This is a genomic window from Polaromonas sp. P1_F2, from assembly GCF_056405735.1.
In genome coordinates this window covers 468,961-491,934 of the sequence record NZ_JBFUBN010000001.1, presented here as the reverse complement: position 1 = coordinate 491,934, position 22,974 = coordinate 468,961, and the positions used below count along the sequence as shown (strand labels likewise).

20 protein-coding genes are annotated in these 22,974 nt (G+C 62.0%); 12 read left to right on the top strand and 8 right to left on the bottom strand.

The features are described from left to right. Positions 1-43 precede the first annotated feature (43 nt). A complete protein-coding gene (locus AC1D0O_RS02420) occupies positions 44-1,267 on the top strand; it encodes an extracellular catalytic domain type 1 short-chain-length polyhydroxyalkanoate depolymerase (RefSeq protein WP_477651955.1) in 1,224 nt (407 codons plus the stop codon). A 285-nt stretch (positions 1,268-1,552) separates the two neighbouring features. Then, the gene (locus AC1D0O_RS02415; protein WP_477651954.1) at positions 1,553-2,308 is read left to right on the top strand and encodes a hypothetical protein; all 756 of its coding nucleotides are present in this window, start codon (positions 1,553-1,555) and stop codon (positions 2,306-2,308) included. Positions 2,309-2,450: 142 nt separating this feature from the next. Here the strand turns inward: AC1D0O_RS02415 and AC1D0O_RS02410 are convergent, their stop codons facing one another. The 3 genes from AC1D0O_RS02410 to AC1D0O_RS02400 all read right to left on the bottom strand — a co-directional run bounded on the left by AC1D0O_RS02410 (position 2,451) and on the right by AC1D0O_RS02400 (position 4,308). Continuing rightward, positions 2,451-3,323: an alpha/beta hydrolase gene (locus tag AC1D0O_RS02410; RefSeq protein WP_477651953.1), complete on the bottom strand. Its 873-nt coding sequence runs from the start codon at positions 3,321-3,323 to the stop codon at positions 2,451-2,453. Positions 3,324-3,418: 95 nt separating this feature from the next. Continuing rightward, positions 3,419-3,724 carry an EF-hand domain-containing protein gene (locus tag AC1D0O_RS02405; RefSeq protein ID WP_477651952.1) on the bottom strand — a complete coding sequence of 102 codons (306 nt, stop codon included), beginning with the start codon at positions 3,722-3,724 and terminating at the stop codon, positions 3,419-3,421. Between the two features lie 50 nt (positions 3,725-3,774). Continuing rightward, positions 3,775-4,308 carry a hypothetical protein gene (locus tag AC1D0O_RS02400; RefSeq protein WP_477651951.1) on the bottom strand — a complete coding sequence of 178 codons (534 nt, stop codon included), beginning with the start codon at positions 4,306-4,308 and terminating at the stop codon, positions 3,775-3,777. A gap of 269 nt (positions 4,309-4,577) precedes the next feature. Between AC1D0O_RS02400 and ompR the strand changes: the two genes are divergently transcribed. Both ompR and AC1D0O_RS02390 read left to right on the top strand, forming a co-directional pair. Next, entirely contained in the window at positions 4,578-5,327 is a 750-nt protein-coding gene (gene ompR / locus AC1D0O_RS02395) for an osmolarity response regulator transcription factor OmpR (RefSeq protein WP_477651950.1), read from the top strand. After that, on the top strand, positions 5,324-6,637 hold the full coding sequence (locus tag AC1D0O_RS02390) for an ATP-binding protein (RefSeq protein WP_477651949.1): 1,314 nt from the start codon (positions 5,324-5,326) through the stop codon (positions 6,635-6,637). Before ompR ends, AC1D0O_RS02390 begins: the two co-directional genes overlap by 4 nt. 69 nt (positions 6,638-6,706) lie before the next feature. Here AC1D0O_RS02390 and AC1D0O_RS02385 read toward each other — a convergent pair whose 3' ends face one another. Beyond that, positions 6,707-7,381: a porin family protein gene (locus tag AC1D0O_RS02385; protein WP_477651948.1), complete on the bottom strand. Its 675-nt coding sequence runs from the start codon at positions 7,379-7,381 to the stop codon at positions 6,707-6,709. A gap of 252 nt (positions 7,382-7,633) precedes the next feature. Further along, on the bottom strand, positions 7,634-8,266 hold the full coding sequence (locus AC1D0O_RS02380) for an NADPH-dependent F420 reductase (RefSeq protein ID WP_477651947.1): 633 nt from the start codon (positions 8,264-8,266) through the stop codon (positions 7,634-7,636). Between the two features lie 108 nt (positions 8,267-8,374). Here AC1D0O_RS02380 and AC1D0O_RS02375 point away from each other — a divergent pair, with 108 nt between their 5' ends. The 6 genes from AC1D0O_RS02375 (at position 8,375) to AC1D0O_RS02350 (ending at position 14,826) form a co-directional block, all read left to right on the top strand. Then, a complete protein-coding gene (locus AC1D0O_RS02375; RefSeq protein WP_477651946.1) occupies positions 8,375-9,304 on the top strand; it encodes a LysR family transcriptional regulator in 930 nt (309 codons plus the stop codon). 86 nt (positions 9,305-9,390) lie between these two features. Next, positions 9,391-10,305, top strand: coding sequence for a ketopantoate reductase family protein (locus AC1D0O_RS02370; protein WP_477651945.1), 915 nt, complete (start codon positions 9,391-9,393; stop codon positions 10,303-10,305). A 167-nt stretch (positions 10,306-10,472) separates the two neighbouring features. Then, positions 10,473-11,228, top strand: a complete 756-nt coding sequence (locus AC1D0O_RS02365; RefSeq protein WP_477651944.1) for an SDR family oxidoreductase — start codon at positions 10,473-10,475, stop codon at positions 11,226-11,228. Positions 11,229-11,462: 234 nt separating this feature from the next. Then, the gene (locus AC1D0O_RS02360) at positions 11,463-11,867 is read left to right on the top strand and encodes a cupin domain-containing protein (protein WP_477651943.1); all 405 of its coding nucleotides are present in this window, start codon (positions 11,463-11,465) and stop codon (positions 11,865-11,867) included. Positions 11,868-12,193: 326 nt separating this feature from the next. Next, complete coding sequence (locus tag AC1D0O_RS02355; RefSeq protein ID WP_477651942.1) at positions 12,194-13,006, top strand: formate/nitrite transporter family protein; 813 nt, start codon at positions 12,194-12,196, stop codon at positions 13,004-13,006. Between the two features lie 74 nt (positions 13,007-13,080). Continuing rightward, entirely contained in the window at positions 13,081-14,826 is a 1,746-nt protein-coding gene (locus AC1D0O_RS02350; RefSeq protein ID WP_477651941.1) for a bifunctional protein-serine/threonine kinase/phosphatase, read from the top strand. 22 nt (positions 14,827-14,848) lie between these two features. Here the strand turns inward: AC1D0O_RS02350 and AC1D0O_RS02345 are convergent, their stop codons facing one another. Together AC1D0O_RS02345 and AC1D0O_RS02340 are read right to left on the bottom strand one after the other, a co-directional pair. Beyond that, positions 14,849-15,331: a hypothetical protein gene (locus AC1D0O_RS02345; protein WP_477651940.1), complete on the bottom strand. Its 483-nt coding sequence runs from the start codon at positions 15,329-15,331 to the stop codon at positions 14,849-14,851. 200 nt (positions 15,332-15,531) lie between these two features. Next, positions 15,532-16,614, bottom strand: coding sequence for a Bug family tripartite tricarboxylate transporter substrate binding protein (locus AC1D0O_RS02340; RefSeq protein ID WP_477651939.1), 1,083 nt, complete (start codon positions 16,612-16,614; stop codon positions 15,532-15,534). Between the two features lie 544 nt (positions 16,615-17,158). Between AC1D0O_RS02340 and AC1D0O_RS02335 the strand changes: the two genes are divergently transcribed. After that, a complete protein-coding gene (locus AC1D0O_RS02335; RefSeq protein WP_477651938.1) occupies positions 17,159-17,755 on the top strand; it encodes a hypothetical protein in 597 nt (198 codons plus the stop codon). Between the two features lie 10 nt (positions 17,756-17,765). Here AC1D0O_RS02335 and AC1D0O_RS02330 read toward each other — a convergent pair whose 3' ends face one another. Then, complete coding sequence (locus AC1D0O_RS02330; protein ID WP_477651937.1) at positions 17,766-18,236, bottom strand: EVE domain-containing protein; 471 nt, start codon at positions 18,234-18,236, stop codon at positions 17,766-17,768. A 161-nt stretch (positions 18,237-18,397) separates the two neighbouring features. On the opposite strand from AC1D0O_RS02330, the gene AC1D0O_RS02325 reads away from it, so the two are divergent. Beyond that, a complete protein-coding gene (locus AC1D0O_RS02325) occupies positions 18,398-22,936 on the top strand; it encodes an AAA family ATPase (protein ID WP_477651936.1) in 4,539 nt (1,512 codons plus the stop codon). Positions 22,937-22,974 lie beyond the last annotated feature (38 nt).

Below are 22,974 nucleotides of genomic sequence, written 5' to 3'. Positions count from 1 at the left end.
CGCGCCGGCCACCCTTCATGACTTCCCAAGCACAAGCCCTTCCATGCCCAAAAGCCTGAGCAGCCTCTGGCTGAAAAGCCTGCGCCGCGTCAGCAAGGCCCAGCAAGCCCAGCAGGCGCGGGGCCTGCGCCTGCTGGAAAGCCTGTTGCCCAAAGCCGTGCCGGCCACCAAACCGCGCAGGCCAAAGCTCAAACTGGTCAAGCCCGCCGTGGCCCGGCCCGCCAAAAAGGCGCGCCGCCCCACGGCCGTACAGACCCGCGCGGCCGCGGGCTTGCCCGGCACCTGGCGCAAGGCCTGGTTCAGCGTGCCGGCGGACGGCCCCTTCGGGCATGCCCGGCGCATGCTGTACTGGCTCTACCTTCCCGCCAGCGCGGCCGGAATGACGGATACCCCGCCAGCGCCGCGGCCCCTGGTCGTGATGCTGCATGGCTGCAAGCAGACGGCGGCCGACTTCGCGGCCGGTAGCCGCATGAACGCGCTGGCCGAACGCAAGGGCTTCGCGGTGCTGTACCCGCAACAATCCGCCGCGGCCGACGCCCATCGCTGCTGGCACTGGTACCGGCGCGACACGCAGCGCGGCGAGGGCGACGTCGAGCTGATCGCCGCGATGATCGCGCAGGTGCAGCGCAAGCACGGCCTGGACACTTCGCGCACCTATGTCGCGGGCCTCTCGGCCGGCGCCGCGCTGGCTGCCATCGTGGCCTTGCGCCACCCGGAGCTGATCGCCGCCGTGGGCATGCATTCGGCGCCGGTGTTCGGCACCACGCATTCGCCCTTCAGCGCCTACCGCGCCATGCAGCACGGCTCGGGCTCGTCTTACAGTGCCGCGGCGCGCGAATTTTCCGGTATGCAGCCACAGTTCCCCGGCATGCCCGCCATCCTGGTCCACGGCGACCACGACACCGTGGTGCGCAGGGTCAATGCCGACCAGCTGGCCGAGCAGTTTGAAATCATCAACGGCCCGGCCCTCACGCAGGGCGCGTCGCGCGAAGGCCCCGTGGTACGCCGCCACGCCGAGCGCCGCGGCGGCCGCAAGCCGCGCCACGCCTACCAGACCGCCACCTGGTACGCCGGCCGCAAGCCGCAGCTGGTGAGGTGCGACGTCGATGCGCTGGGCCACGCCTGGAGCGGCGGCGACGCCAGTGTCGAGTTCAACGAGCCCGACGGGCCCGACGCTTCGCTGCTGATGTGGACCTTCTTCAGCTACCACCGCCGCAATGCTGTCGTTGCGGCGGCGGAAGCGGGTGAGCCGCTGCAGAAACCTTGACCCCTGGGGCACTCATGCACGCCCCGTCGCGGTGAGTCCGGTCATTGAAGCCAATCCCTTCGTCATCAGCCGCGGTGGCATAGGCAACTATTTCACGCTTTCAAGAAATAAATCCCGATCCGCAACAGTTCGTTGCAATTCGTGCGCATGGCTCTCCGAGCCTCTGTTGGGTGATGGCTAAGATTGCCCGCGGCGCAGCAGGGATGGGCCCGCCGCGCTCCAGGCCACGACGCATATTTGCCCGGGGCCTGCTTTTTATCCAGAACGTAAGGAAGAGGGAGAAGCATGATTAAAAAGATAGCAGGCCAATGGGCCTTGATGTGGGCCTTGGGCGCCGGCCTGGCGGGAGTGGCTCAAGCGGCGGCGCCTGATGTGGGCGGCATTCGCCTCGGCATGGATGTGCAGGAGGCCCTGAATATTGCAAACACCGAGCTGAAAAACAATGTCTATGTGTCCACCACGAAAACCGCACTGAAGCTCACCATAGACGGCAGAACCGGTACCTTCGACAACTACACCTACGTCCCCAAATTCAACAACACGGCCAAGAACCTGAACTTCAGCATTTCGCCTTTGACCAACAAGGTGTGGGCTATCACCAAGACGGAATACCCGGCGGGGGACCGGCCCGCATTGAAGGCCATCGCGGATGCATCGGCCAAATACGGCAAGCAGGACCCCGCGAGCATTAAGCCCACCGGCTATAGCCAGCACTGGATGTATGACAAGGCGGGCAAGGAAATCGAGTGGGTCAACGTCTACGACAAGCCCAGGAACGGCAACTGCTTTGAGGAGATCAAGGATTATTTTGTGGGCGGCGTCGTGACGGGCTATCTGTATTACCCCGTGGCACCCACCTACGCTTGCGCCACGATCTACAGCGTATCGTCCAAGTCCAACAAGCAGGACGGCCTGGCCGACAAATTCTCGTCCTTTGCCATGGATGTCAGCGCGTTTGCCGACTGGTACAAGGTGCTGGATGCGCAGAGGACCAAGGCGCTGGAAAGCGAAAAAAGCCGCGCGGCCAAGCCTGCACTCTGAGTGATTCCGGGCATTGACGCGAAGTTCATGGGATTGTTGAATCCATGGAATCGCACCATCCCCATCCCTTATGCCATATGAGGAATGGGGCAATGAACACGAACCGGCGGGGCAACCCGCCGGTTTTTTTATTGGAGGGTTGTCAGCGCGGCAGCAAACCCGTGATGAAACCGTCGACCGCCTCGGTGTACGCGCCGGGCAGTCCCAGCGTGGTGTTGACCTGTGCATGCGTGAGGTCCTGCGGCAGCACGCTCGCATGGCCGCCCTGGGCCGTGGCCTTGGCGGCAAAGTCACGTGCCTGTGCGCAGGGGTCGTCTGCCCGCTGTGTCGAGCACACCAGCAGCATGGGTGCGGCGCCCGACGCCAGCACGCTGCTGGGCGACACGCTGCGCCAGTAGGCCGGGTCGGCGCCGAACACGCGGTCGTAAAAGCGCATGTGCCGCGCTTGCATGATGCGTTCCAGGTCCAGCGCGGCGCTGTCGAGCGCGACCGTGCCCAGCCAGGGCTGGGCGCCGGCCTCGCGCGCCAGCGACGGCGAGGCCGCCAGCAGCGCCGCCAGGTGCGCGCCGGCCGAATGCCCCATGAGGATGAACTTCGCCGGGTCGCCGCCCCAGGAGTCCGCCAGGCCCTGGGCCTTGGCTAGCGCCGTGGCCACGTCGCGCGCCTGAAGCAACGGGTCGGCTTGCGGCGAAAGGCGGTAGCCCACGGAGACAAAGATATAGCCCTTTTTCTGGACCCAATGCGCCACCTTGTTGTCGACCACATTCGACATGGCTTTGTTACCCACCATCCACGCGCCGCCGTGCACCATGACGATCACGGGCGCTTTCGCCGTCTCCGTCGCGGACGCCGGCAGGTACACGTCCATGCGCTGGCGCGAATCCGTGCCATAAGCGATGTCGGCCATGCGGCGCACGCCGTCAGGCACGGCCGGTGCAGCCGCGGCAAAGGTGGCCGAGAAAAGCAGCGTGGCGACAAGGCCGGCCTGTCGCGCCCGGGTGGCAAGAGCTGTCATCAAAATCTCCAGTCAAGCAGTGCCCGGCGGGGCGTTCTTGAGGTTAAACCATTCGTGTGGCCTTGTGCGTGGCGGCCCGCATCGAAGCCGCCGCATCAGCCGGCCGGCTTGCGCGCGCCTTTTTTCGAGACCACAAATGCCTCGATGTCGGCCAGCGAAATGGCGCCTGTATGGCCGGCGTCGATGGTGTCAAAGTTTTTGTACACCTTGGGCATCTTTGCCTGCGCTTCTTCGCGGGTCAGCTTGCCGTCCTTGTTGGTGTCGGCCGATTCAAAGCGTTTTTGCAGTTCGGTACGGGCTTTTTCCATACGGTCGGCCTTGGGTGCCTGGGCATGGGCCGCGGCGCCCAGTGCCAGCAGGCCCATGATTGAAAGTATGCGCAGGGTGGAAGAAGACATCATGAAAGTACTCCGGTTAAACAGGGGATAAGCGAAATGTGAAGGGGGCACGCTCAGCGCGACGGGCAGCTCATGCTGGCGCCGCTGGCGTCATAGCAGGTTGTGCTGCGGGTGACGCCGGTGGCCTGGTTATAGGAGGCCGTGCTTTGCACGCTGTTGCCGGTGGCGGCGCTGGTGGCACTGGTATTGCGGCTGGCGTTGATGCTGCCGTCGGCGGTTTTGCTGCTGCTGCCGCTGCTTTCCACGCTGCCTTTGGCGCCGCTGGCGGCAAAACTGCCGCTGCGCTGCGCGGAGCCGTCCGCGCTGCGGCTGGCCTGGCCCGAGCGCACGGCGGTGGCACCGTTAGGGCCTGTGGTGGAGACGTTACCCGCAGTGCTGGCGTTGCCTTGCCCATCGGCGGTGGTGCTGTGGTTGCGCACCCGTGTGCCGCCTTGTGGACCCTGGCGCGTGACAGCCTTGGTGACGGAGGTGCCGCCGTCGGCATGGGCCCGCAGCACCTGGCGGCTGGCCGCTTCGGCGTCGGGGGCGGCAAAACCCGCGGCGAGCAGGGCGCATGCCAGGGTGATGGAGGAAAGCGTGGTTTTCATGGCGAACTCCTTGGGGGAACGGTGAAGGGTTTTGAGGTTTCGGCCGCATTGCAGCGCCGTGATGCCACTGTGGCCGCGAGATGTGAGCCAACCATGGCTGGCGCCGGCCTCTTGATGACAAGGCATGAACAAAGCGCGGCTTTGTCATCGTTTGTCATGATTTGCCGGGTGGACGGCCCGGTGCGGGCCGCTACCATGGGGCATCTTTCTTGCAGTGGGATGTTTCTGATGCTGGTTTCCAACGCGCTTTTGCGGGCAGGCCCCTCACCATGAGCGAGGCATTGGCCCGGGTCCTGGTGGTCGACGACGAGGCCGACCTGCGCAGCCTGCTGCAACGCTACCTGAGCGACCAGGGTTATGCCGTGCGCACGCTGGAAGACGCCAAAACCCTGGACACCCTGCTGGCGCGCGAGCGCTTCGACGTGCTGGTGCTCGACGTCATGATGCCGGGCGAAGACGGCCTGGCGGTGTGCCGCCGCCTGCGCGCGCAGGGTGAAACCATTCCCATCGTCATGCTCACAGCCCGCGGCGACCCGGTGGATCGCATCGTTGGCCTGGAGATGGGGGCCGATGATTACCTGCCCAAGCCTTTCAACCCACGCGAACTGCTGGCCCGCATCCAGGCATTGGTGCGCCGCCAGCGCATGCTGGGCGCGCACAGCGGCCCCTTGCCCGGCCAGGGCACTGTGCGGTTTGGCGCTTTCACCCTGAAGCTGGAAGCACGCCGGCTCGAAAAAAACGGCGAAGACCTGCCGCTCACCACCGGTGAATTCAGCCTGTTGCAGGCGCTGGCCCTGCACCCCAACCGGCCGCTGGGCCGCGACCGGCTGATCGAGCTGGCCTACGGCCGCGACCACGAAGCCACCGACCGCAGCATCGACGTGCAGGTCATGCGCCTGCGCAAGCTCATAGAGGCCGACCCATCGCAGCCTGCCCACATCCAGACCGTGTGGGGCGTGGGTTATGTGTTTGTGCCGGAAGGCGGCGCGGCAAAACACGGCAAGGCGGGCAAGCCGTGACACTATTTCCGCGCAGCCTGTTCGGCCGCAACGTGCTGCTGATCGTGGTGCTCATCGTGGCGGGCCAGCTGGCCAGCGCGCTGCTGGTGCGCCAGCTGATCGTCAAACCCCGGCTGGCGCAGCTGTCGGTGGCGGTGGCGCGCAATGTCAGTTCCATCCGCGCCGGCCTGGCCGCGCTGCCGCCCGCGCAGCGCGAGGCCTTTGTGGCGCAGTTCAACCGCCGCGCCATGCAAGGTGTGGCGGATGAAGACGGTGACGGCCGCGGCGGACGCCTGTTGCTCAGCCGGCTGGAGCGGCGCTTCGTCAATGAAGCCTCGCGCGGCATTGCGCTGGAAGGCGAGGGCTCTGAAATCATCTGGCGCCGTGAAGCCGGCGGCAGCCTGGCGGTGCGCTTGCGCCTGGACGGCGCCGACCATTGGGTCACGCTGCCCGGCGTGCTGCCGACGCGTGAATTTACCGGCGCCTGGGTCGCGGCCTCGCTCACCAGCGCATTGCTGGCCCTGCTGGGTGCGCTGCTGATTCACCGTTACCTGAACCAGCCCCTGCGCCGCGTGATGGCTTCGGCGCGGACGCTGGCTGGCGGCGCCAGCCCCCAGCCCTTGCCTGAAGACGGCCCCACGGAAATCGCAGGCCTGAGCCGCAGCTTCAACCAGATGGTGCGCAGCCTGGCCCAGGCCGACGACGAACGCACGCTGATGTTGGCCGGGGTGTCGCACGACTTGCGCACGCCGCTGACCAAGCTGCGCCTGGGCATCGAGATCCTGCGCGACAAGGCTGATGAAGAGTTGATGGCCCGCATGACCCGCGGCGTTGAGGAGATGGACGCCATCATCGGCCAGTTCCTCGACTTCGCCCGCAGCACCGACGGTGAAGCGCTGTCGCCGGTCGACGTCGATGCGCTGGCGGCCGAAGTCACCGCCGCATCGGCTGCCCAGGGCATGCCGGTGGCGCTGCGGGCCGGCGGGCCGCCGGCCGTGTTGCTGCGCCCGCGCGCCATGCGGCGCGTGCTGGCCAACCTCGTCGAAAACGCCTGGCGCCATGGCCGGCCGCCTGTGGCCATGGCCACAGGCATGCAGGATGGCTTTGTCTGGATAGAGGTGACTGACGCGGGCCCCGGCATCCCGCCCGAACAGGCCGAGGCGCTGAAGCAGCCTTTCCGCCGCGCCGAAGGCACGCGCGGCGGCCCGGCCGGCGCCGGCCTGGGCCTGGCCATCGTGGACCGCCTGGTGCGTGCGCATGGCGGGACGCTGGCGCTGCTGCCGGCTGACGGCGGCGGGCTGCGCGCCCGCATCACCTTGCCAACAGCCTGAAGGCCTGGCCGGTCCGCGGCTTCAGCAAGGCCGGCGCGCCTGGCGCCGGCCGGGATCACCTTCAGAGGTTTAGAGGAAGTGGTAACGCAGGCCGAAGTTGACCTGGTTCACCGCGCTGACACCGGTGGCGGAGGTGCCGACGCGGTTGTAGTGCACCAGCTCCGCCGTCGCATCCACATTCGGTGAGATGGCGTAAGCGACACCGGCGCCCAGCGCCAGCGAGGTGTTGGAGCCTGTCGTCGATACGTTGGCGGTGCTGCCGGTGGCCGAGGCCGTGTCCAGCGAGGTGTGCCACTGTTCGACGCCGGCGCGACCGTAGAGCGACCATTGGTTGTCGAGCGGTGCGATGCCCAGCACGTGCAGGCCGAAGCCGTGCGCCTTCCAGGTCCCCGAAGCGCTGTCCGCCGCCGGCGATGCGATGGCGGACTGCAGGTCGGTCGAGCCTATGCGGTCATAGCTGGCCTCGACGGCCAGGTTGGGGTTGAGGCGGTAGCCCAGGCGCAAGCCGCCTGAGGTGCCCGGTGTGCCGGTCGAGGTGCTGCTGGCCAGCCCCTGGTTGCCCAGCGCGCCGTCGATGCTGCCGCCCAGGCCGGACGCGCGGCTGGCGGCGATATTGCCGCCGAGGTAAACATCCTGTGAGCCCGCCGCCAGCGGCGCCGCCTGCGCCGGTTGCGCCAGTGCGGCGCCCAGCGACAGCGCGGCGGTGGACAGCCACAACAATCTGGATGAATAGGTGAACTTCATGATTTCTTTTTCTCCGGAAAAAGCCGGCGCATGGCACCGGCAACTTCAGACCTGCCTGGGTGGGACAACAGGTGCACCCTGTTGTTCAACCCAGGCCGCGCAGGACCCTGCGCCTCGCCATTGAGCGATGGCCCGGTATAGCGGCGGTCTAGCGCCGGTAAACCAACGGTAAAAAAATTGTGACTTTACGCAGTGCGCCGCACCGCACGGGCCTGTTCGTCAGCGACGGGTCAGGCCGGCCCGGCAGCGGCCTCAAGCGAAGTGCACGAGGTTGAGAATCGGCAGCGGGCCGCCCGGAAACTGCGCGAGGCGCGCGCCCACGGCCAGTGCACCCAGGTCTATGCCCGAGAAGCCGAGCCGGGCGATCAGTGCGGCCACGGTGGCCTTGGCGGCTGCGTCGTCGCCTGAATAAAACATCACGCGCTTGCCGCCGTGGTCGGCCGGGTCGGTGGCCAGCAACGCGGCGGCCAGGTGGTTAAAGGCCTTCACCACACGGGCACCGGGCACCAGGTCCGCCACTATCTCGCTCGACAGGCGGCCGTTCAGTTCGGCGGGCTTGAACAGCGGCGCCTCGATCGGGTTATTGGTGTCGATGACGATGCGGCCGCCGAAATTGGGCAGGCCGGCCAGTGCGGCCGGCAGGCGGCCCCAGTTGACGGCGACAAACACGATGTCCTTGGCGGCCGCTTCCTCACGCGTGCCGGCCGTGATGCCGGGAAGTCCGTGCACCAGTTCCTTGAGCGAGCCGGGGCCGCGGCTGTTCGAGAGGGTGGCCGGGATGCCGTGGCGGGCCAGGATGGCGGCGACGGCCGAGCCGATGGCGCCGGAACCGATGATGCCGATGCTGGGGGTGTTGACGGCGCTGGTGTTGACGGGGGTAGACATGAATTCACTCCTTGGGTTGTTGATGGAGTGAATGATGGGATTTGGATTGCCTTTTGATAAGCCGGTAATGGCTTGAATTATCTTCAAGCATTGCTTTAAGATGAGGCGATGGAAACCCTGGCCAACCTCGAATCCTTTGTGCGCAGCGCCGAAAGCCGCAGCTTCTCGGAAGCGGCGCGGCGCCTGGCTTTGACGCCCGCGGCCGTCAGCCGCAATGTCGCGATGCTGGAGCGCAACCTCGGCGTGCGCCTGTTCCAGCGCTCCACGCGCAAGCTCACCCTGACCGAGGCCGGCGAGCGCTTCCTGGTCTCCATAGGCGGCAACCTTGACGCACTGCAGTCCGCCATCGCGGCGCTTGCCGACGACGGCGGTGCGCCTGCCGGCACACTCAAGGTCAGCATGTCGCCTACCTTTGGCGTCGAACACATACTGCCGCTGCTGCCGGCTTTTCTCGAGCGCTACCCCCTGGTGCGCCCCGACTGGTATTTTGAAAACCGCCCGGTCGACCTGATCGCCGAGGGTTATGACGCCGCGATAGGCGGCGGCTTTGAGCTTTCGCCCGGCGTGGTGTCACGCCCCCTGGCGCCCATCCACCTGGTCGCCGTGGCTTCGCCCGCCTACATGGCCGGCCGCCAGTTGCCCACTGACCCCGCGGGCTTGGCCGGGCACAGCGGCATCGTCATGCGTTCCAGCGCCACGGGCCGGCTTCGCCAGTGGGTGATGCGCGACACGGCCGGCGCCGAAATGCCGGCCGCCCAGGCCGAGTCGGTGCGGGTGAACGACCCGACCGCCATGCGCACCGCGGCGCTGATGGGCCTGGGCGTGACCTTGCTCGCCGTGCCTGACGTGCTGCCGCAACTGGAGCGCGGTGAACTCGTCAGGCTGCTGCCGCGCTGGTATGTGGATGCCGGCGCGATCTCGATTTATTACGCCACGCGCAGCCAGATGCCCGCCAAGACCCGCGTCTTTATCGATTTTGTGGCCGAAGCCTTTGAACGAAATCAGCTGGCCCGGCGCTTTGCCGGCAGCCTCGGGTAGGTTTGTCTCCCGCCGCCAGCAGGCACGGCGGACTTGAAACACAATCGCTGTCTTCACATCTCCCGCCAAGCGGAAGGCAGCTCTCCATGACCCAATCCCTCAAAGTCGCCGTGATGGGCGCAGGCGCCGTCGGTTGTTATTTCGGCGGCATGCTGGCGCGAGCCGGGCATGAGGTCGTGCTGATCGCGCGGCCGCAGCATGTCGAGGCCATTGCGCGCGACGGCCTGCGCATGGAAACCCGCATGTTCGACGAACACGTGCGCCTGGCCGCCAGCAGCGACCCGGCTGCCGTCAAGGGCGCCGACCTGGTGCTGTTTTGCGTCAAGTCCACCGATACCGAATCGGCCGGCGCGCTGATACGCCCGCATCTCGCGGCCGGCACCCTGGTGCTGTGCCTGCAAAACGGCGTCGACAACGCCGACCGCCTGCGCGCGGTGCTGCCCGGCAACGCGGTGGCCGCCGCCGTGGTCTATGTCGCTACCGAAATGGCCGGCCCCGGCCACCTCAAGCACCATGGCCGCGGCGACCTGGTCATCGAGCCTTCAACGCGCAGCGACAGCGCCGCGCAAGCCCTGGTCGCCGCCGGCGTGCCCACCGAAATCTCCGCCAATGTGCGCGGCGCGCTGTGGGCCAAGCTCATCCTCAACTGCGCCTATAACGCCGTCTCGGCCATCGCCCAACTGCCTTATGGCAAGACGGTGCAGGGCGTGGGCGTCGTGGACGTGATGCGTGACGTGGTCGCCGAATGCCTGGCGGTGGCCAAGGCCGAAGGCGTGCAGGTGGCCGGCGACGTGCATGTCGCCGTCGAAAAGCTGGCCGGCAGCATGCCCAACCAGTACGCCTCCACCGCGCAAGACCTGGCGCGCGGCAAACCCACCGAGATCGATTACCTCAACGGCCTGATCGTCAAACGCGGCGATGCGTTGGGCGTGGCGGTGCCTGCGAACCGGGTGCTTTGGGCCATGGTGAAACTGCTTGAAGGAAAAGCCGCAGCGGCCTGAGCGGCTCTCCCCCAGAGGGGAAGGTGCAAGAGAAATGGCAAGGGCAGGGCGCAGGCGTCACAAACCGGCAGCGTCAATCGTCATAGAGGCAGGTGGTGCTCAATTTCGAGCCACTCAACCAGGAGGAACTCCACCTCTACCTCCACCCTGAACCAGAAAGTGCACACATGAAGATCGTCGTCATCGGAGGCTCAGGCCTCATCGGATCCAAACTCGTCAACATCCTTCGCCAGCGCGGCCATGAGGCCGTGGCCGCATCCCCGGCATCCGGCGTCAACACCCTCACCGGCCAAGGGCTGGCGGAAGTCCTTGCGGGCACCCAGGTGGTGGTCGACGTGGCCAACTCGCCCTCGTTTGAGGACAAGGCCGTGCTGGAGTTTTTCGAGACTTCGGGCCGCAACCTGCTCGCGGCCGAAGCGGCCGCCGGTGTCACGCACCACATCGCGCTCTCGGTCGTCGGCACCGACAAGCTTGTGGAAAGCGGTTATTTCCGCGGCAAGATCGCCCAGGAAAAACTCATCCGGGCCGCCAGCATCCCGTACACCATCGTCCACTCCACCCAGTTCATGGAATTCCTGGGCGGCATCGCGCAGTCGGGCACCGAAGGACAGACGGTCCGGCTGTCGCCGGCCTTTGTGCAGCCCATCGCGTCCGACGACGTGGCCGCCGCGATGGCCGACTACACACTGGGCGCGCCGGTCAATGGCACGGTCGAGATCGCCGGGCCGGAAAAAGTGCGCCTGCCTGATCTCGTCCAGCGCTTCCTGACCGCAAGCAATGACCCGCGCAAGGTCGTCGCCGATCCGCAGGCACGCTACTTCGGCGCCGAGCTCAAGGACGACACGCTGGTGCCCGTTGGCAAGGCACGCCTGGGCACGGTGCGGTTTGAGGAATGGTTCGCCAGGGCACAAGCTGCGAAATAAGCGCAGCCACTCCTTACCCCTCTGGGGGAAGGCTGGGATGGGGGCTCCCCGGTTTCCGTGTTCCACGCCTGCCAGGCAAATCGATGGCCGCGAGGCCCCCATCCCTACCTTCCCCCAACGGGGGAAGGGGCAAGAGTGAGAACCTGCCGGCGTCACAAGCCGGCGCCCTGAATCGTCTTAAGGGGAGGTGCCTCAATTCCGAGCCGCATCAAACAACCCTGTGAAGAGTCCCTTATGAAAAAGATCTGCATCTCCCTGTTCCTCGCAAGCGGCGCCTTGCTCACCCAGCCGGCCCTGGCCGTCGGCCCAGAAGGCGTGCGCGTCACGCCGGTGATGGCGCAAGACCTGGCCGATTTTCCCGGTAAAGAGGGCCTGATGATCACCGTCGACTACGCCCCGGGCGCGGCCGACCCGGTACATCGCCACCTTGCGCATGCCTTTGTTTATGTGCTCGAAGGTTCCATCGTGATGCAGGTCAAGGGCGGCAAGGAAGTCACGCTGACGGCCGGCCAGAGCTTTTATGAAGGCCCCAAGGACATCCACACCGTGGGCCGCAACGCCAGCACCACCCAGCCCGCGAAATTCCTGGTGTTGCTGATCAAGAAGAAAAAGGCCGAGGTGCTGGAACTGGTCAAGTAGCCACCGGCGCCGGCCGGCCCGCAGGCACCAAAATGTCGAGCCCGCCGCGGCCCGGTGCACGCATTTGGGGCAATGCGCGCCTGCTGCCGTCGCATGGCGGGGCAGAAAGGCCGGTTTCCGCCCGCATTCCTCGCGGCACAGTAGTTGCTTTGACCTACCTGTCCGGCTAATGACGGCTGGGCATGGCGTGGCCCGCGGGCCGCTGCCCGGCGGATTCAATGGATAACGGCGTCCACTTCCAGCCTCCCATTTTTTGGGGAGCGCCTGGGGGTGGATTTTTTTTGGCCTTTTGATTTGAGGCCCACAACTACAGACGAGAGGATCGTATGGCGTATTTAGTGCCTTCGGAATTTGTGACCAAGATGGTGGACGCGGGGGAATCCAAGATTTTCATGTCCACCCGCGACACCGTTATCCGGGCCTATATGGCCGGCGCCATCCTGGCCCTGGCGGCCTGGTTCGCCGTCACCATCAATGTGCAGACCGGCCAGCCCCTGCTGGGCGCCGTGCTGTTCCCGGTCGGTTTTGTCATGCTTTACCTGTTCGGCTTCGACCTGCTGACCGGCGTGTTCGTGCTGTGCCCGCTGGCCTTGATCGACAAGCGCCCGGGCGTCACCGTCAAGGGCGTGCTGCGCAACTGGGGGCTGGTCTTCACCGGCAACTTTCTTGGGGCCTTCACGGTGGCGGTGATGATGGCCATCTACGTCACCAATGGCTTTTCCACAGAGCCCAGCGCGGTGGGCAAGGCCATAGGCGTGGTCGGTGAAAACCGCACGCTCGGCTACCAGAAGTACGGCGCGAACGGCATGCTCACCTTGTTCGTGCGCGGCATGCTGTGCAACTGGATGGTGTCGGCCGGCGTGGTCGGTGCGATGATCTCCACCCAGGTCAGCGGCAAGGTGATCGCGATGTGGATGCCCATCATGCTGTTCTTCTACATGGTGTTCGAGCACTCGATCGTGAACATGTTCCTGTTCCCCTCGGGCCTGTTGCTGGGCGCGCATTTCACCATCATGGACTACCTGATCTGGAACGAAATCCCGACGGTGCTGGGCAACCTGGTGGGCGGCCTGGCTTTCACCGGCTTGACGCTGTACGCCACGCACATTAAAACCGGACCCGTGCGTTCCATCAAATAATCCGCCTTTAAAACAAAGCAGCCTCAAAAGCCCCCGCGCATGCAAAGAAGCGCGGGGGCTTTGCGCCACCCCACATGTCCCCTGAACTGAAGATATCGGCAGGCCAGTATTCGGACAAGGGCCGCAAAGAAACCAACCAGGATTTCCACGGCATCTACGTGCCGGTGGAGCCGCAGCTGAGCGCCAAGGGCATCGCCATTGCGCTGGCCGACGGTATCAGCAGCAGCGCCGTCAGCGACGTGGCCAGCCAGTACGCCGTCACCGGTTTCCTGGAAGACTATTTCTGCACCTCGGAAGCCTGGTCGGTCAAGACCTCGGCCGAGCGGATCCTGAGCGCCACCAACTCCTGGCTGCATGCGCAGACGCAGAGAAGCCAGTATCGCTACGACAGCGACAAAGGGTATGTGTGCACCCTGAGCGCCATGGTCATCAAGTCGACCACCGCGCATATCTTCCATGTCGGCGATTCACGCATTTACCGCCTGCGCGGCAAGGTGCTGGAGCAGCTGACGAATGACCATCGCGTGTGGATTTCCCAGGGCCAGAGTTACCTGGGCCGCGCGCTGGGCTTCAAGCCCCAGCTGGAGATCGACTACCAGACCCAGCCGGTGGAGCAGGGCGACATCTTCTTGCTGGCCACCGACGGCGTCTACGAACACGTTACCGAGCACGACATGGCCGCCATCATCCGCGGCGGCGCCGATGCGCCCGGAGGCCTTGAGCTTGCCGCCAGGGCCATCGTCGACAAAGCCTTTCAGCGCGGCAGCGAAGACAACCTCACGGTCCAGCTCGTGCGCGTCGATGCGCTGCCCCGCCGCGAGGCCGGCGAGATGGTGCAGCAGCTCTCAGGCCTGCCGCTGCCGCCCATCCTCGAGGCCAGGGCGGTGTTTGACGGTTACACCATCGTCCGCGAAGTGCGGGGCAGCAGCCGCAGCCACATCTACCTGGCCACCGACAACGACACCGGTGCGCTGGTCATCCTCAAGACGCCCTCCATAGACCTGGGCGGCGACCCGGCCTACCTTGAGCGGTTTTTGACGGAAGAGTGGATCGCCCGGCGCATCAACAGCGCGCATGTGCTCAAGCCTTATGTGCCGACCCGAAAGCGCCACTATGTCTATGTGGCCACCGAGTACATCGACGGGCAGACGCTGAGCCAGTGGATGATAGACAACCCCCGGCCCAGCCTGGAGGCGGTGCGCGGCCTGGTCGAGCAGATCGCCAAGGGCCTGCGCGCCTTCCACCGGCACGAGATGCTGCACCAGGACCTGCGGCCCGAGAACATCATGATCGACGGCACGGGCACCGCGAAAATCATCGACTTCGGCGCCACCCGCGTGGCCGGCCTTGTGGAAGCCGACACACCTGGTGGGCACGAGGACATCCTGGGCACGGCCCAGTATTCGGCGCCCGAGTATTTTCTGGGGGAGGGCGGCACCCCGCGCTCCGACCTTTTCTCGCTCGGCGTCATCACCTACCAGATGCTGACCGGCAAGCTGCCCTATGGCGCCGAAGTGGCCAGGTGCCGGACGCGGGCCGCGCAGGACAAGCTGCGTTATGAGTCGGTGCTTTACGAAGACCGCGAGATCCCGGCCTGGATAGACGAGGTGCTGCGCAAGGCAGTGCACCCCAACCCCGCGAAACGCTACGGTGAGCTGTCGGAGTTTGTCCACGACCTGCGCCATCCCGGGCAGGCTTTCTTGCAAAAGACGCGTCCGCCGCTGCTGGAGCGAAACCCGGTGGCCTTCTGGCGCGGTCTGTCCCTGATCCTGGCGGTGGTGGTTGTGGTGTTGCTGGCGCTGAAGTCCACCAGCGGGTAAGCCCCGGTTTACCGCCTACCGACTAGCGGATGCCGCCATAGTCCGCCAGCAGCCCGGGCAGCGCCCGGTCGGCGATCTGCAGCTGCTCGGGACTGAACTGCGCCAGCAAGACCTGCGCGGTGGCGTCCAGCGTGGCCAGCATGTTGGAGCGCCTTTGCGCGTCGGCCAGCAGGTACTGGAAGGCGTCTTTCGCGTTCTGTTCGTCCACGATGCGCATGCCGGCCGGGCCGCTGGTCACCATGTCCAGGAAACGCCCCCGGAAATTCTCCCAGGCCGGGCCTTGCTCTTTTGTGATCTGCAGCGCCACCCGCAGGTCAAACAGCCGGCGGCTGACCTGCTCCCAGCGTGACTGGATGCGCGGCGCCTGCGGGCCTTCCGCCTGGGCTTCCCCGGAGCGAGGGGCGCGCGCCCCCCCGGTGTTGTACTGGGCATGGCTGGTGCAAGCCAGGCCCGCCAGCAGCAGGGCCGCGGCGCCCGCTCGCCAGTGTGCCGATGAAATATGCATGTCCTCTTCCTGTGGTTGACGCGCGGCCTTGCGCGCCCCGCCTATTTTCAAGACGCTTGCGCGTCCGGCAGGTAGTGCTTCGGTAAAGGCAGAGTAAACCACAGCCGGAGCGGTCGCTTCCGGCTCGCGGGCTCACGCATTTCGGGGAAGGGAGAGAGGGTGGGGCGAAGGCGCGAAAGCCTTGCCCCTTCAGCGGCCGCTCAGCTGTCGGCCCGTATGCCCCGCAGCATGATGATGCCGCCCAGGTTGCGCGTGTCGGCGCGCATGCGCGTGCGCAGGCCCTCGGCCGTGGACGGCGCCGGCTGCCAGCCCACCGTGATCAGCCGCTGGCGCGTCTCGCCGGTCTTGAGCACGTCGATCAGCGCCGCGCCCAGCTTGTCGCGCACCGCGGCCGGCAGCGAGGCCGGGCCGGCCAGCGCGGTGAAGAGTTCCATGTCCGCGCCCATGATGCCGACTTCGCGCAGGGTCGGCAGCTCCGGCACCAGCATGCTGCGCGTCTCCGAGGTCACGCCTATGACTTTCATCTTGCCGGCCTTCACCTGCTGCATCGCCAGGCCGGGCGGCAGCAGTGCCGCCTGCAGCTGGCCGCCCAGCATGGCGGTGATGATCTGCGGGTTGCCGGGGTAGGGCACATGCATCACGCCCAGGCCGCCGCTGCGGCTCTTGATCAGCTCCATGCCCAGGTGGCCCGGCGTGCCCGCGCCCGGCGAGCCGTAGTTGGCCTTGTCGCCCTGGTTGCGCAGCCAGGTCAGCCACTCCTGCGGCGTGCTGCCCTGCGCGAAATTGCTCACCACCATCACCATGGGCGTCGTGCCTATCAGCGCGATGGGCGCCAGGTCCACGGCCGGATCGTAAGGCGCCATCGGGTTCAGCAGTTTGGCAATCGTCAGCTGGCTGTTGTTCATCACGCCGAAGGTGTGCAGGTCCGTCGCCTTGGCCACCTGGTCGGCCGCGATGATGCCCGAGGCGCCGGCCTTGTTCTCCACAATCACCGGCTGGCCCAGGGTCTTGGACAGCTGCTCGCTGATGGAGCGCGCCGACAAGTCCTGCACCGAACCCGGCGGAAAGCCGATCAGCAGGCGTATGGTTTTGGTCGGCCACTCGATGGCCACAGGCGCCGCCGCGGCGGGCTTCGCGGCCGCCGGTTTTGCGGCGACCGTGAGCTTGCCGCTCGCCGTCTTGCCCGGGGGGATGGGAGTGGCCTGGCCAAAGGCAGCCGGTGATGCCGCCGCCAGCAAAGCCGCCTGCACCAGCAGTGCGCGCCGTGGGAGAAGTCGTGTCATGAGAAGCCCTCTGTTGGAGTGAAGAAAAACCGCCACGGGTCTCAAGACAAGTGGGGCGGCATGCCGATCCCCGGCATGCCGCCTGGCCATGCCCGCAGCCAGTGCCGCGGGCAGTTCACCGCTCCCCCTCTTGTCGTCCCGCCCTTGTTGTTCAAATCATTGTGTTGAGCGGCCCGTGCAACGGTCAACCTGTCAGGGCTGACAGGGTTGGGGGCACAGAAGGCTGGGTAAGCGGGAGAGGGATGCGTCGTCAAACGCTATGTACACAGACGAGGTGCCGGTTTTGGCTGCGCTGGGTGCTTGTGTCAGGAATGACAGTGACGAATTGGGCGGCGGCCGCGCTGTTGTGTGTTTGTCACGCGGCTCAGGGTATTGGGCGGCATTGGTTTTGTGGGCCTTAAGTCATAGGTCTTCCGTTACCTACGGCGCAGAGAACTATTGGCTATCAGCCCGCGATCAGCTGTCAACGTCGCCTTTGGCGGGCTCGGTATGATGCCTCCGACTCAAGCTTCATATCCAAACATCAATCATGAGGGAGACTCATATGAAATATGTACGCGCTCTGGCCGTAACACTGACCTTGGCCGCGGCTGTACTTGCCAGCGGATGCATGTCAGTCCAGGATCCCAAAGTCAACAACCAATCCGGGATGGCAGAGCCGTCCGGAGACACCAAGCCCAATGTTTTGCTGGTGTTTCAGGTCGCGCTGGAGAGAAAGAACTTTCTCACCAATACCCCTGAAAAGGCCGAGGTGTTTTATCACCTTGCCGGGCAGGCCTTCGTCAAGCGGGTAGAAGCGCTGGGAGGCCAGGCAGATTACAAGGTGTTCAGTGATTCGAGTGACTTTGAAATACCCAAAGCTGGCTACACGCATGTACTGGCAGAAAAAATCAAGCAACTCAGCGTCGACAGCGCCGGGAATGCCTGGGACCGGGTATGGGACGCCACCTTGTGGGTGTTGGACAGGTCACCCGAAAAACGGGCGCCGAAAAAAGTCTTTACCCAGGTCTATGAGTCCGACGGTGTCCGCTGCTTCTCCCTCAGCCAGTACGCCAACAGGGCGGAGTGCCAGGTGAAATACATTGACCATTTGGTGGCTCAGGTGGCTCCCGTTCTTCCGGCAAAGCAAGCGGCAAAGTAGCAGGCACGGTTCAAGTCGGGCTGCCCAGCAGCTTGGTGATCAACCGCCAGTGTTGCGGCTCCACCGGTGTGATCGACAGCCGGTTGCCTTTGCGCAGGATCACCAGGTCCGCCAGCGCTTCATTGGCGCGCAGTTCGGGCAAGGCCAGGTTGCGCGTTTTCTTCAGCATCTGCACATCGACCAGCAGCCAGCGCGGTTCCTCGCGCTTGGACTTGGGGTCGTAGTAAGGCGACTTGGGGTCGAACTGTGTAGGGTCAGGGTAGGCCGGCGACGCCACACGCGCGATACCGATAATGCCCGGCTCGGCACAACTCGAGTGGTAGAACAGCACGCCATCCCCGACCTTCATCCCGTCACGCATGAAGTTGCGCGCCTGGTAGTTGCGCACGCCGACCCAGGGGACCGTCGAGTTCTTGGCCGCGAGTGCGTCGTCGACGGAGCACTCTTCGGGTTCGGATTTCATGAGCCAGTAGCTTGTCATGGGGTTTTGATGCATTTTGCTTAGAGCGCTGTAGAGGAGCCAATACGACTAGTGAGAAGAACGATGGTCGGAATGGTGGCTTCGTACATAGAGGATACCAATGGCGTCTCGTTAACTTGCATTTCAGCTTGCCTAAACTCTATCATCACTGACAATGGTGTATGGCAATAACTCCAACGTTGTTAATACCTTTCCTCGCTCAACATGTCCCCTCTGTGTTTGGTTGGGCCGCCGGGTTATTGGCAAAAGTGTTAATTGGAGAAAAGGCAAAGACCGTCTTAAAGGATCGAAGCCAGCGTCGTGCGTATCTCAATGCGGTCGGTCGAGCATTTTCTGACTTTGCCAAAGCGTTTCCGGATTTAGCAGCATCATTTTTTGATGAGTATTTTCTCCGCTCCGTAATTGCCGATGAAATGTTGAAATTTCTGAGTCGGGAGCAAGTGCCGGACAAGGGCAGGATTATTGAAGCTTATGGCCTGCAATTCGGTGCGCCTCCATCTGGAGACATCTCTGCCGCCGTTGACGCATTTCTGCACCTGGTTGAGCGCCATTGCAAGTCCGAAAAGCCGTTGCAGAGTCTATTGAATAGTCGTCAAACGGAAGACAGTAATCGAATTCTTCGAAGACTAGAAGACGGGTACTTGAACTCGGCGCCAATCGCCCTTCCTTTGCAATTTTCTCTCGATGAGGCCCGACCAATACACACCGAAAATGTGATCTCCGCATTCAAAATGGCATCGCAGGAACTGCTGAGTTGGCCTCAACTTCTGGAGGGAAAACATTGGATTGAGCGACCGGAGTTAATGCAACTGATGGGCCGACTTGAAAGCACGAACTATTCGGTTTCAATACTCATCGGTGCCCCAGGCAGTGGGAAATCGGCACTTTTATCTCGACTCGCGGAACGTTGCATTAATTGCGATTGGGCTGTGTTGGCGATTAAGGCTGACCAGCTTCCAGAAGAACTCGCAACATTGGATGAAATGCAAGCGATTTGTGAACTGCCGGCACCAGTCGTTAGTTGCATTCGAGATGTGGCTAAAACAAAAAAAGTCGTACTTCTTATCGATCAGCTAGATGCGTTAAGTGAATTAATTGATCTAAAGACAGAGCGATTGAAAATCCTCTTGCGTCTTGTGAGTCAGGTAAGAGAAATTGAAAGTGTCCATGTTGTTTTCTCGTGCCGCGTTTTTGACCGAAATTACGACAAACGTCTAAGCTCAATTGAAGCAGAGGATATGCAATTAGAGCTTCCTGCTTGGGAAGCGATAGAGACGTTGTTGCAAGAAAAAAGTATCAAATCCAACGGCTGGCCGCAAGCATTCAGGGAAATCCTGCGCGTACCTCAGTGCCTCAAGTTGTTCCTGCTTCATTTTTCAGGAACTGCTGAGTTGAGCATTTTTGAGAGTTACCAAGCAATGCTAGAGCGGCTCTGGTCCGATCGCTTGTTCGGATCTTCCAGTATGCAAGGAGCGGCCGAACTCTTATACGGAATTGCGACCGAAATGGCCGAACGAGAAGTAATGTTTGTGGCTGCTGCAAAGTACGACAACAGTAGAAAAGCTCTCGACTATGTGGTTGGAGCGGGTGTACTGCAGTACGACCGCACTGGTAGGCAAATAAGCTTTACGCATCAGACGCTCTTTGATTTCGCGCGCGCTCGTGCATTCATTGCAAATGAGCAATCGCTAAGCCGGTATGTTTTGAAGCGTCAATCAGGACTATTTGTTCGTCCGAAGCTATGGAGCGCTCTGTACTACCTTCGTGGCAGTGATCCGACTACGTATGAGAGCGAACTCGTGAGTATTTGGAGTGCAGAAGGCCTACGGTCACACATTCGGATGCTGCTTATCGATTTCGTCGGCCTGCAGGAACCTCCGTCGGATACTGAGGTTCAGTTATTACGTCCTGCGTTTTCCGACCAGACTTATGCTCCAAATGTGCTTGCTGCCATCGCAGGGCGGCGAGGTTGGTTTGAGGTCGCAAGATTTGATCTCATACCCGCAGCAATGCGTGGCTCTCCAGAGATGGCGTGGGCAACGACTCGAACATTAGAAGCGGCGTGGTCATTTGCTCCCGAGATAGTTCTTGACCTTATAAAAGCGCATTGGCTTCGGGATGCCGAGAAGCGAAATTACGCATGGCATACGTTACGTGGTCTTCAGCAATGGACTAGGCCTGCGCTTGATATTGCTCTTGCCGTTGTTGAACGCGAAGACCTCAACAATAATTCAGTGCATGACCTCGCGACGCTTATTTCGGCGACAGCTCCCGATTTAGCACCGGAGTTGGTGGCAGCTCAAATCGGTAAGCAAGTCGATATGGGGATGAAGTCAAGGCAACCAATCCCTGAACATCCCCCAGGTGAGAGCGATGAGGAACGCATGATCGCTGTGATGAATCACCACGATGGAGATCCTTTAAGAAAAATTCTTGAGAGTCATAACGAATGGTATGAACTCGCGGCAATCGCAGAGGCCGCACCTAAAGCTTACTTAGCGCATGTATGGCCACATGTGCGGAGGATTCTCGAGGCAGTATCAAAGGAAGACTCAACGCACTTTGTAACTTACCGAGAGGACCATCTAGCTGCGACTACCCTGGAAATTGAGCAGAGTAGGGTGAGTTATGAGCACCCATTAATGGATTCATTTGTGTACGCGATTTGCACTTTGGCTAAGCAAGATTTCGCGAGCTTTCGAGATTTTCTGAAAAGGAATGAGGGAAGTGATTCCATGACGGTGCAGCGATTATTGGCTCTTGGTCTTTGCGAAGTAGCTGAACTGGCACCGCAGTTTGTTCTCGACTATGTATTAGGTGATAAGCGACGCCTTTCGTTAGAAAATTTTCACGAAGATGAGCGTGAAACAAAAATGTTGTTGCGTGCCCTAGTTCCATATCTTGCTGAGGCTGATTGCCGCCGATTGGAGCAATACATATTGAATGCCGAGTTGCATAGAGATGCTGCGGCGGAGAAAAATCCAAAAGATCGACAACGCTTAGCGAAGTACACGCGCCAATTTCGCCTTCGCCTTCTTTTGCAATTTCCAAAAGAAAAACTCTCAAAAGAAACTCAAGACTTTATTGACAGCGAAAAACGTATTTTCTCTGGCTTTCGAGATGAACGTCGTGAGGTTGAAATGCTAGCTTCTAAAAGTGCGATGAAAGCGGACGCGATGCAGCAGGCCACTACGGAGACATTGGAGAAATTTCTTACGGCCTTTCCCGACTCGACTGAATGGGGTGATCAATTTCGAAGCCACGGCGGAAGCATAGAAGTCTCACGTGAGTTTGCGCAATTCGCCAAACTAAACACGCAGAAGGCCATGTCGCTCATCGGTGTCCTGGACCCTAGGACCCATCAGCGCCCCGCAGCGTATGCCATTCGTGAGCTTACCGAAACCGAGCTTTCCGATGAAGCCCTATTCGAGTTGGTTCTTTCGCTAGATGCAAAGGGATTTGATGGTGAGGAGTTTCGACAATGCGTAGCGAGTTCATTTCGCAAACGAGTCAAAAGTACTATAGGACTTCCTGATGCTGTTATTGATCTCCTCGAGCGATGGCTTGGTGAATATGTAATAGAGAAGAAGGAAGGGGAAGTGGACCACGAAGCAAAATCCACTGATCGCAAAGAAAGCCATCTTTGGGGATATGGCGGGACGCGAATATTACCTAATGGAAGCTATCCGTTACTTGACGCAATTTTCTTTGGGCTTATTGCGCGCGAACCTATTCCGTCGAAACGTCTCCTCAATGTACTTGCTAAGCAACTTGCTCGAGGAGACAGAATAGAAGTGTGGGATGCTTTGGGCGACGACACGCTTAAGCGCGTGCGATATTGCGAGCATGACGCGGCTCAAGCGTTCCTCAACGACTTGTTCAATACTCATCCTCAGCTACTGGGACGACATTCAGGAGCGTTCTTGATCGCGTATGGCTTAACTTGGGTATCTCCCGATTTGACGAAGTCATGGATTAAGCAGGTGGCCACAAGTAAAGGGCGACGAGCTCGTCAGACGTATGGAGAGTTGCTAGCACTTCGCGCGGTTTTGTTAAAAGATGATTCTTGGAGTCGGGGCGAGATTGCAACCATCATTGCTCAAGCGACGTCCGGCTCTATAGATGATTCTTTGCCTCTATGCGGACTGGTATACGGAGCTGCAAACCTTTGGAAGGACGCGGAGGATCGCTCTTTACTCAAAGTCATTCTTTGTAGTGGCATGAATTCTTTGAACAAAGACGTGGCGAGAGCCGCCATGGACTGGTTTCGAGTCACAGGGGCACTTCAGTTCGATGCAGAAACCCAATCAATTCTTGAGGCTTTTGTGACCGGCAATTCATTGGATATAGCAGGTACACGCTCATACGCACTTGATCATGTGGGTGACCTGATCGATCAAGCTCCCGATCTGGTGTATCGGGTTTCTAAGCGATTACTCGATATCTTCAAGGCAGATGTCGGCAACCTTGCAAGCAATTCAGCTCTTGAAGCTGAGTCTCTCGTGAGTATTGCATTGACTCTACAGCGTCAAGAGGAGCCATATAGGACGCGAGGATTGGAATTATTCGAGCAGCTTCTCAAATACAACGCTTATAAGGCACGAGATGTGCTTATGGATATTGATCGGCGTCCGGGTTCGGCAATACCTGCTATTCAATTGCGTCGGCGCCGGAGAAAGCGAGCCGCCTCCGCAAGGTGATCTATTGGGCGCGCGAGGGACTAAAGGTCGTACGGGGA